At 45.3% G+C, this 8,402-nt stretch carries 9 protein-coding genes; 4 read left to right on the top strand and 5 right to left on the bottom strand.

Annotation, left to right across the window (positions count from 1 at the left end):
• Positions 1-490 precede the first annotated feature (490 nt).
• Entirely contained in the window at positions 491-1,204 is a 714-nt protein-coding gene (locus Q0198_RS10120; RefSeq protein ID WP_297897700.1) for a rhodanese-like domain-containing protein, read from the top strand.
• A gap of 151 nt (positions 1,205-1,355) precedes the next feature.
• Here Q0198_RS10120 and Q0198_RS10115 read toward each other — a convergent pair whose 3' ends face one another.
• The 5 genes from Q0198_RS10115 to purM all read right to left on the bottom strand — a co-directional run bounded on the left by Q0198_RS10115 (position 1,356) and on the right by purM (position 5,556).
• Complete coding sequence (locus tag Q0198_RS10115) at positions 1,356-2,639, bottom strand: haloacid dehalogenase-like hydrolase (RefSeq protein WP_297897697.1); 1,284 nt, start codon at positions 2,637-2,639, stop codon at positions 1,356-1,358.
• A 554-nt stretch (positions 2,640-3,193) separates the two neighbouring features.
• Positions 3,194-3,649, bottom strand: a complete 456-nt coding sequence (locus tag Q0198_RS10110; RefSeq protein ID WP_297897693.1) for a hypothetical protein — start codon at positions 3,647-3,649, stop codon at positions 3,194-3,196.
• Positions 3,650-3,667: 18 nt separating this feature from the next.
• Positions 3,668-4,126, bottom strand: a complete 459-nt coding sequence (locus Q0198_RS10105; RefSeq protein WP_297897690.1) for an Imm26 family immunity protein — start codon at positions 4,124-4,126, stop codon at positions 3,668-3,670.
• Positions 4,084-4,329 carry a hypothetical protein gene (locus Q0198_RS10100; protein ID WP_297897687.1) on the bottom strand — a complete coding sequence of 82 codons (246 nt, stop codon included), beginning with the start codon at positions 4,327-4,329 and terminating at the stop codon, positions 4,084-4,086. The genes Q0198_RS10105 and Q0198_RS10100 overlap by 43 nt, the downstream gene beginning before the upstream one ends.
• Before the next feature lie 243 nt (positions 4,330-4,572).
• Complete coding sequence (gene purM / locus Q0198_RS10095) at positions 4,573-5,556, bottom strand: phosphoribosylformylglycinamidine cyclo-ligase (protein WP_297897685.1); 984 nt, start codon at positions 5,554-5,556, stop codon at positions 4,573-4,575.
• A gap of 73 nt (positions 5,557-5,629) precedes the next feature.
• Between purM and coaE the strand changes: the two genes are divergently transcribed.
• From coaE to dapF, 3 genes are all read left to right on the top strand, one after another.
• Positions 5,630-6,304 (top strand): dephospho-CoA kinase, encoded by a 675-nt coding sequence (gene coaE, locus Q0198_RS10090; protein ID WP_297897682.1) that lies wholly within the window; start codon positions 5,630-5,632, stop codon positions 6,302-6,304.
• Positions 6,305-6,372: 68 nt separating this feature from the next.
• The gene (locus Q0198_RS10085) at positions 6,373-7,293 is read left to right on the top strand and encodes a tetratricopeptide repeat protein (RefSeq protein WP_297897680.1); all 921 of its coding nucleotides are present in this window, start codon (positions 6,373-6,375) and stop codon (positions 7,291-7,293) included.
• 179 nt (positions 7,294-7,472) lie between these two features.
• Positions 7,473-8,351 (top strand): diaminopimelate epimerase, encoded by an 879-nt coding sequence (gene dapF / locus Q0198_RS10080; protein ID WP_297897678.1) that lies wholly within the window; start codon positions 7,473-7,475, stop codon positions 8,349-8,351.
• Positions 8,352-8,402 lie beyond the last annotated feature (51 nt).

Genomic DNA, 8,402 nt, shown 5'->3' with positions numbered 1-8,402 from the left:
GCGCTGGTCTCATAAGCCGGAGGTCGAGAGTTCAAGTCTCTCTCTTGACACCATCCTTAATTCCTTTAAGAGCCGCAACGGCGCCCCGAAAAGTTTGGGATTATATCTTACTTATACTTGAAAAATAATGAAAATTAGCAAAAGCCTAAAATTTATCTTATCGATACGCCTTTAATACAACCTAAATTTAAATGCTCGCCGAGATAAAATTTAAGTATTCCGAGCGGTATTTGCGATTTGGCGGTACAATCGGGTAAATGCGAGTTTTGGATTTATCGCCCTGTTTCTAAAAGATAAATTTACGCAAAGTATTTTTGTCTATGAGCCTTAAGATATTTTGGAAAAAGCTTTTCATTTGAGTCTTTATCGCGTTTTCACATAAGAAATCTTACGCTAGAATAATCTAACACGCCTCGCACAAATTCACACTATTTAGCTAAATTTTTTGATATAATCTCCCGCTTTAAAAGCTAAAATTCAAAGGAAAAACATGAAATTTATTTCTCACAAAATTTTAAAAAGCGCGGTTTTGCTGGCGGCATTGGGATCTTTTGCGACTTGCGGCGCCGAGACGCAGCAACCTAACGGCTACGCCATAAGCGGCGCGGCACTATCAGCGATAGAGGAGGACAATAGAGCAAAAGAAAATTATCTAGTCATTGACGTTAGGACTGCAGATGAGTACGCTGCAGGCCACGTGAAGCACGCGATCAACATCCCGCTTGGAGAGTTGGAAAGCAGACTGGACGAAATAAACGCCTATAAGGATAAAAACGTCGTGCTTTATTGCAATACGGGCAACCGCAGCGGCAAGGCGCTTGATCTGCTTAAACAAAAGGGCTTTAGCATGCTTATGAACGCGCCCGGCGTGAAGCAGTACGACTACGAGCTGTATAAGGTCGGCAGCATAAACGCAGAGGGGTTTTTGAAAATAGCGAATAATCCGAACGTGCTGATCATCGACGCTAGGCAGAAGCAGGACTACGACGCGGGGCATATGAAAGGTGCGATAAATATCCCATACGGCGAGCCTTTAGAAAACTACAAAGACGTGCTTGAGGCCAATAAAGACAAAAAGATAATCACGCACTGCTACAGCGGCAACCGTAGCGCCAAGCTCGCCAAAGCCCTAAACGAGCGAGGCTACAACGTCACAAATCTACTCGACGGCACGAAAGAGTATAATTACGAGCTGGTGAAATAAATTAGAATTTAGGCTTTTAAAGTAAAATTTTTAAAAGCCTAATTTTATAAATTTACAGATTTTCTGTATTTTTATGGTAGTTGTTTATTTTGTAGTGCCCATCTATCGTTTATTCTATAAAATTCCCGAGTTTTTTGTGTTCATAAATCCTTCAGTTAGTTCTTTTTAGAGAATTCTTTACAACTTCATAATTATCATATATTTTTATATCGGTAATATCGTTTAATAAAAATTTTAATGCCTCTTTTGTGTTTTCGTCAATTTCGTCCTTTTTGAAGTGTATTACAGAGAAAAAATTGTCTGGTAGTTTATCAAATTTATTCTCTAATAAATCTGCAGTATGTTTATCTTTGTTTTGGGCTAGTTTGGCTATTTTAACCACTCCAATATATTTTCCGTTATTCCATATGTAAAATGAGGTTTGATAGCCATGGTCATCCCATGGATCTTTCTTTAAATATATTTTATTTATTTTTCCGTCGCGATCTAATTTGAAGCCGGTTGTTTTAAGTACATCTAAATAATATTTTTTATCCTTTTTTTGATCGTTAGATTTTTTTGTATTTATCCCTGCTTCATCCTTTTCATTATACATTTGCAATTTTCCATTTTTTAAATTCAAGCTAATTCTATCTAGAGTAGATTTTAAGATAGTATCTATTTCTGAGCCTTCAGTATAGTCGGCTGCAGCGATAAAGTTGACTCTATCTTGTTCTAAAAGTTTTTTAGCGGTGTCCTTATTATCCCCATAAACGGCTATCGATACTCCACCCTTGGTTTTTAATAACTTCATGGCGGGGACATCCGTTTCACCGTCGCCTATGTATATCATATTCTCGAATAAAATATGTCTTTCTTGCTCCGGTACATACTTGTTGATTAGTTTATTATCCCAAGAATTAAAAATTCCTTTGCTTATTCTGTATAAATATTGCGTTTTTGTTGTATAGTTAATTGCTAAGGCGGGCCAAATGGGCCTACCATAATTGTCATACATAAAAGAAGATGCGTAAATATTTTTAAATTCATGCGCTATCGTCGTGCCATCTATCATTTCCTTGGTGCCGGACGATATTATGTAGTGCTCAAGCAAAATTCCTTTTTGTTTTGCGTATTCGTTAATTCTTCCAAAAAACTCTTTTACGCCGCTGAAATATTTTACGGTTTTGCCGTGTTTATTAAGCTCTTCTTTTGTAATTTTTGCATCGGCTACGTCTGCTTTTTTGATAATCAAGTACATATAAGAGAGTATCTCGTCCATATTGTTTTCTTCAGATAATTCTTTTACGTTAGCCCAAAAGGCGTCCTTTTCAATGCCTAACGTTGTCGGTATAAAAGAATTTTCTTGTATATTGCCTCTTGCCAATGTTCCATCAAAATCATACGCTATACCGACTCTTATCATTCTCTCGAATTCATCTATTTTATTATCCATTGTGCGTCTTTCCTCCTTGTTTAGTAATTTAAAATTATACTTTAAAAGCGTTATTTTATAGATTTTATTTACGCTTTCGATTTATATGCATTTGAGCGACCTTGGTACACCATTTTCATCTGATTTGTAATGCCTGATTTTGCTGCCATAAAATTTGTGTGAGTGTATCAAATGGAACCGTTGCTGTCAATAGTTTTTGTGCTATTTATTGATTTCGTCCGGCATTAATGTTCATTATCTTAAAATTTTTTGCCAACCACAAATTTAATCAGATCCATATCATACGTATAATTTTAAACCATTCTTATGAGCGGCGTTAAATATCGCTTTCAACGGATTTATAAATTTTATGCCGTCGCATCGCAAATCGCTATATACGTCTACTTCAATTTGGCCGTGAAGCGTCTGCGCGTGAGCTTTGGGCGACATGCTAAACTTCCTCGCGTATTCCTTGCTGAATTGCGACGAGCTTTTGTACCCGATGTCAAAAACTACCTATGACACTGTGCTGCCGCCGTTTTATAAGATATTCTCGCTGAAACTATCGCTTTAAATTACGGCTCCAAGACCGTCTCGATGCCAAGCCTGCGAGCGTTTTGCAAGTAGCTTTTAGTCGGATCAAGCCCGAAAATACGCATCAGCTCCTCCCTCGCCCAGCGGATTCCCGGGTTTCTTGGGTCGCTTTGCAGATAGCCCAGCTCCTCGCCGCGCAAAATTTCCGCGATTTCAAACTGCGCGTAGCGCGGGCTAAAACCAATCGAGTTAAATTTTAAATTTTTTCCTTGTATCAGCTCGTTTAGCTCGCGTGAGGCTGCTTTTATCACGCTTCGCTCATCCGATCTTATCTCGATAAACCCCCACTGCAAATACGTCTGCGCGGGGCTTGCGTGAAAACTCATCGGAAAATCAAGCCCCGCCGCATCGACCTTCTCGTGCGCGAAAATTTCAAATTCGCCGTAAAAAAGTGCATTGTCAAACATCGCGTCCATGGGCAGCCTAGGGTGCGACATCAGCTCGCCTACACTTGCCTAACCCTGCGACGCATACGCGAAAAGCTCGATAAAAACGGGTCTTCCTATGAAATTTAGCATCGTATGCTCCTCGGGCAAAAGGCCGCTTTTTCGTAGTTTATGACCGTCTAAGATCACCCTACCAAAGCCGTAGCGGTCGCGATCGAGCTTAAAACGAAAAAAATCTCCGCTTTTAAATTTGACGTTTTTGCGCCCCGCGCGCTTAAACTCCTCGATCTTACGCGCGTGATCCGAGCCTGACTCCGCGATAAAGCGCTCTATCTCGTCTCTAAAATCCATCTCCCGCCCGTATCCGCTCTCCCACACGCTGTCGTAAAACGTGGTCTGCGAGGCGTAGCTAGCGATGCGCAGGCAGTATCTATCCGCGTGCAGATAGATACTGCGCGGCGTTCGCTTTTCAAAATTCGCGGGCGTTAGCTTCGTCTCTTTGCCTTTTGCGGTTTTAGGTAGCAGCATCTCGCGCCCCTTAGTCGCCTCGTCGTAGCCGTTTTCCCAGTAGTGCTCGTCCGTGGAGACCACGTGCTTTTGATGACGTCGCCCTCGAAATACAGCACGCTAGCGGGTCCAAATTTATCCCCTGCAAACTCTACTCGCTCCCAGCTCTTCTGCACGGGATCAAGCCCGAAGCACGCCCTTTGCTCGTTATTTAGTTCAAACATTTTCTTTCCTTTTCAAATTTTATCGGCCTGTGCCATAGATGCCGCGCGCTATCGTCGCCTCAAAAATTTTGCGGCCCATGCGCGGGGGCTCATAAATTTTATTTCGCCAAAGAGCATGTCCGTAAAATTTGATCGCGTCTTTGTGATCGAGTTTTGTAATTAGTAAGAGCACAAGATTTTGCATCCATCCCATGCAAGTATATACCGCTTTGGCAAAAAGCGGCAAATTTTACCGCTTCAAATTTACACGAGCTGTGCGCCCCCGCCTTTTACGACCTCGCCGATGACGTAGCCGTCAGTGTTAGCGAGCACAAAGTCCGCATTTTGTTTCGGCGCTACTACGATCATGCCAACGCCCATATTAAACGTCCTCATCATTTCGGCGGATTCTACTTTTTGCGCGATGATTTTAAAGATCTCAGGCGTGCGTATCGCAGCGCGCTCGATCTTCGCGCCCAGCCCCACAGGAAACACGCGCGGCAGATTTTCCACGATGCCGCCGCCCGTGATATGCGCAAGCGCGTGGATTTTATCTTTTAAATTTAAAAAGTCGGCGACGTAAATCCTAGTCGGCTCCAAAAGCACGTCGATTAGCGCGCGATTGCCTACCTTGTCGTCAAATTTTAGCCCCAGCTCGGCAACTACTTTTCGCGCAAGCGAGAAGCCGTTTGAGTGCAGACCGCTGCTAGGAAGCGCGATGAGCACATCGCCCTCGCGGACGAATTTTGAGCGGTCGATCTTGTCCTCCTCGGCGATGCCCACGGCAAAGCCTGCAAGGTCGAAGTCGCCTTTCTCATACATCGAGGGCATCTCCGCCGTCTCGCCGCCGATCAGTGCACAGCGGGCGAGCTTGCAGCCCTCGGCGATGCTTTTTACGACCTCTTTGGCATCGCTGATCTCGAGTTTCGCCGTCGCGTAATAGTCGAGGAAAAATAGCGGCTCGGCGAAGTTGCAGATGAGATCATTTACGCACATCGCGACGAGGTCCTGCCCCACGCCCTCAAATTTGCGCGCGTCGATCGCGAGTCGCAGCTTTGTGCCCACGCCGTCGGTGGCGCCTAGGATCGCGGGCTTTTTGTAGCCTGCAGGTAGCCTCACCGCGCCGCTAAACGAGCCGATACCGCCCAAAACGTGCGGAGTTTGCGTCGCTTTGACGAATGGTTTTATCGCGTTTACGAAGTCATTTCCCGCGTCTATATCGACGCCAGCGTCTTTGTAGCTTATCAAATTTTATCCTCCAAGATGGTATAATTTCGCAGATTTTAGCTAAAATCGAATAAAAACGCTATAAAGGCTCACCTTGAAATTTAAACACTCCATCGTCATCACGGGCAGCATCGGAAGCGGCAAGAGCGCGGTTTGCGAGCTGCTTCGTGATCGCGGATTTGAGATTATCGATGCCGATAAGATTTCGCATGACGTTTTGGATCGCTGCGCCGCGCAAGTGGCTGAAATTTTCGGCGCGCAATACGTCGTGCAAAAAGACGTGAAAGCTAAAAATTTGAGTTTACATGCGGAATTTGACGCTAGCGGTGATGGGGAAATTTTATCCGCCCCTTGCGTTTCAGTAGATCGCAAAAAGCTAGGCAAGCTGGTGTTTAAAAACCCTGTGGAGCTTGCAAAGCTAGAAGCGCTACTGCATCCAAAGATAACGGCCGAAATTTTATCGCAGGCGCAGGCTTTGGAGGCGAAAGGAAAGCTTTTTTTCGTCGATATTCCGCTGTTTTTTGAGGGCAAGAGGTATGAGTTTTTTGATAAAGTAGCGGTTGTTTATGCGCCTAAAGATACGCTGATAGCGCGCGTGATGAAGCGAAACGGGCTGGATCATGTCGCCGCAAAGCACCGCGTGGAACTGCAAACGGACATAGAGCAAAAGCGCGACATGGCGGACTTTGTGATAGACAATAGTGGCGATCTTGCCGCGCTTAAGGCCGCGGTGGAGAGATTTTTAAAAGAGCTAAAAGATAAAATTTAGCCCTTTGCGCGAGAGCTCGTAAAAATTTATACGCGAATTGAGATGAGTTGAAAATAAAGGAGAAGGCGATGAGGATCGGTAGCTGTGCCCAAAAGGGCGCTAAATTTCAAAAATTTAAAAGCGCGCCGCTTAAAGAGCAGTTGAAATTTACGGCGCGAGCGGTTTTGCTCTCCGCGCTGTTTGCGACGGGCGCTTCGGCGGAGATCGACGATCTAAGAAAAGGTTGCGCCGCGGGAAGCGAGATGGATTGTAAAAAACTAAGCCGCGTGATAAATGAGCTGCAGCGCAACTGCGACGCAGGCGGCGAGGAAAATGCGCTAGATTGCGCAAATTTAGGCTACGCATACGACTCAAATAGAAGCTTCAGGCAGGCCGCGCGTTATTACGACAGGGCGTGCAAGCTCGGCGAGCAGAAAGGCTGCGTCTATTTAGGGCTGCTCTACAACGACGGGCAGGGGGTGGCGCAGGATCGCAAGAGGGCGAATGAGCTTTTTAGCGACGCCTGCAAGAAAAACAGCAGCGAGGGGTGCGCGAGCCTCGCATACAACTATAAAAAGGGCCTCGGCGTCTATCCCGACACGAAAAAGGCGATTGAGCTTTTGATTAAGGCTTGCAAGATGGGGCAAGTAGAGGCGTGCCATAACCTAGGGCTTAGCTACGCTCTGGGCGAAGGCGTGAAAAAAGACGCGGACAGGGCCAGGACATTTTTTACGAGGGCTTGCGAGCAAGGACACGTGGATTCGTGCGTAAATTTGGGCGTTACGTATTTCAAAGGCGACGGCGGGCAAAAGGATCACGCGCTTGCCGCGAAGTATTTTAGCGAGGCGTGCGAGAATGGTGGCGAGCCGCTAGCTTGCTCAAATTTAGCGTATCAATACGAAAAAGGCTGGGGCGTGACGAAAGATAAAAAGAAGGCGCGCAAGCTCTATGAAAAAGCTTGCAAGCTCGGAAGATTTGATGCTTGCGAGCATTTAGAGACTATGAGATGAGAGGCTCTAACATCAAGCGCGAAAACGCATAACAAAATGGGCTCACGAAAGAAGATACGTTAGTAAATTGAGTCTTAGTAAAGCCTAGGAATAAGCGATGCGCTTAAATTTAGATAGAAGTAAAATTTTAATAAATCGCTAGTGAGCGTTAGTAATTTTAAAAATTTGCGAGGTAAATGATGAAAATTTCAAAATATAATGCGAGCGGCAATGATTTCGTGATTTTTACGGATTCGGTTAAGGCGGATAGATCCAAGTTAGCGCGTGAGCTATGTGATAGGCGCGATGGAGTAGGCGCTGACGGGCTCATCGTCGTGCTACCGAAGTTTAACGGTATCGAGGGGATAAACTTTGAGTGGGAATTTTATAATAGCGACGGCAGTAGCGCCGATATGTGCGGCAACGGCTCGCGAGCGGTATGCATGTATGCGTATGAAAATTTTTTGGCCGCGCAAAGTATGAAATTCCTAAGCGGCGCAGGCGTAATTAGCGGTGAAATTTTCGGTATTTTCGGCGGAAATTTGAGCGAGAGCATGCGAGGCGAGCTACGCAATGTAAGCTTTGGCGAGATTTTCAATCTGCGTCCTAATGCTCACGCGTTAGTAGCTAACGTCGAGGTAATGTTAACTCATCCTAAGCGCCTGGGCGAAAGCTTTGAGGAGGCAGGGCTAACGTGGTATTTTTATAACACAGGAGTGCCGCACTTAGTAACTTTTGTTAGCGATTTAAATGAGTTCGACGCCGCGCTGGCCCGCGACCTGCGTGAAAAGTATAACGCTAACGTTAATTATGCGTTAGTTCAAAGCCGCCTCGCAAGCAAAATTTTGAAGGTGCGCACCTTTGAGCGTGGCGTAGAGGCAGAAACTCTCGCATGCGGTACGGGGATGGCAGCATGCTTCATCGCAGGCGTCGAAAATATGGGGCTAGCTCCCGATATCCGCGTGATACCTGCAAGCGGCGAAATGCTAAATTTGCGCTTAGGAGATGGAGGTAAAATTTACTTTCGCGGCGACGTTAGGCATACTTTCGATGGCGAATTTATCGGATACGTGGAGTAGGCAGGGCGGAATTTCGAGCCGGTTTGCGCGAGAATTCGTGAAATTTTCGAG

The organism is uncultured Campylobacter sp., from assembly GCF_938045205.1.
GTDB lineage: Bacteria > Campylobacterota > Campylobacteria > Campylobacterales > Campylobacteraceae > Campylobacter_B.
This window is presented reverse-complemented; position numbering and strand designations above follow the sequence as displayed.

Excerpts from the sequence above, each read along its gene's own strand:
- Q0198_RS10085 (WP_297897680.1), top strand. The coding sequence starts at position 6,373 with ATGAGGATCGGTAGCTGTGCCCAAAAGGGCGCTAAATTTCAAAAATTT.
- Q0198_RS10120 (WP_297897700.1), top strand. The coding sequence starts at position 491 with ATGAAATTTATTTCTCACAAAATTTTAAAAAGCGCGGTTTTGCTGGCG.
- Q0198_RS10100 (WP_297897687.1), bottom strand. The coding sequence starts at position 4,329 with ATGTTTGAACTAAATAACGAGCAAAGGGCGTGCTTCGGGCTTGATCCC.
- dapF (WP_297897678.1), top strand. The coding sequence starts at position 7,473 with ATGAAAATTTCAAAATATAATGCGAGCGGCAATGATTTCGTGATTTTT.
- Q0198_RS10110 (WP_297897693.1), bottom strand. The coding sequence starts at position 3,649 with ATGTCGCACCCTAGGCTGCCCATGGACGCGATGTTTGACAATGCACTT.
- Q0198_RS10115 (WP_297897697.1), bottom strand. The coding sequence starts at position 2,639 with ATGGATAATAAAATAGATGAATTCGAGAGAATGATAAGAGTCGGTATA.
- Q0198_RS10105 (WP_297897690.1), bottom strand. The coding sequence starts at position 4,126 with ATGCTGCTACCTAAAACCGCAAAAGGCAAAGAGACGAAGCTAACGCCC.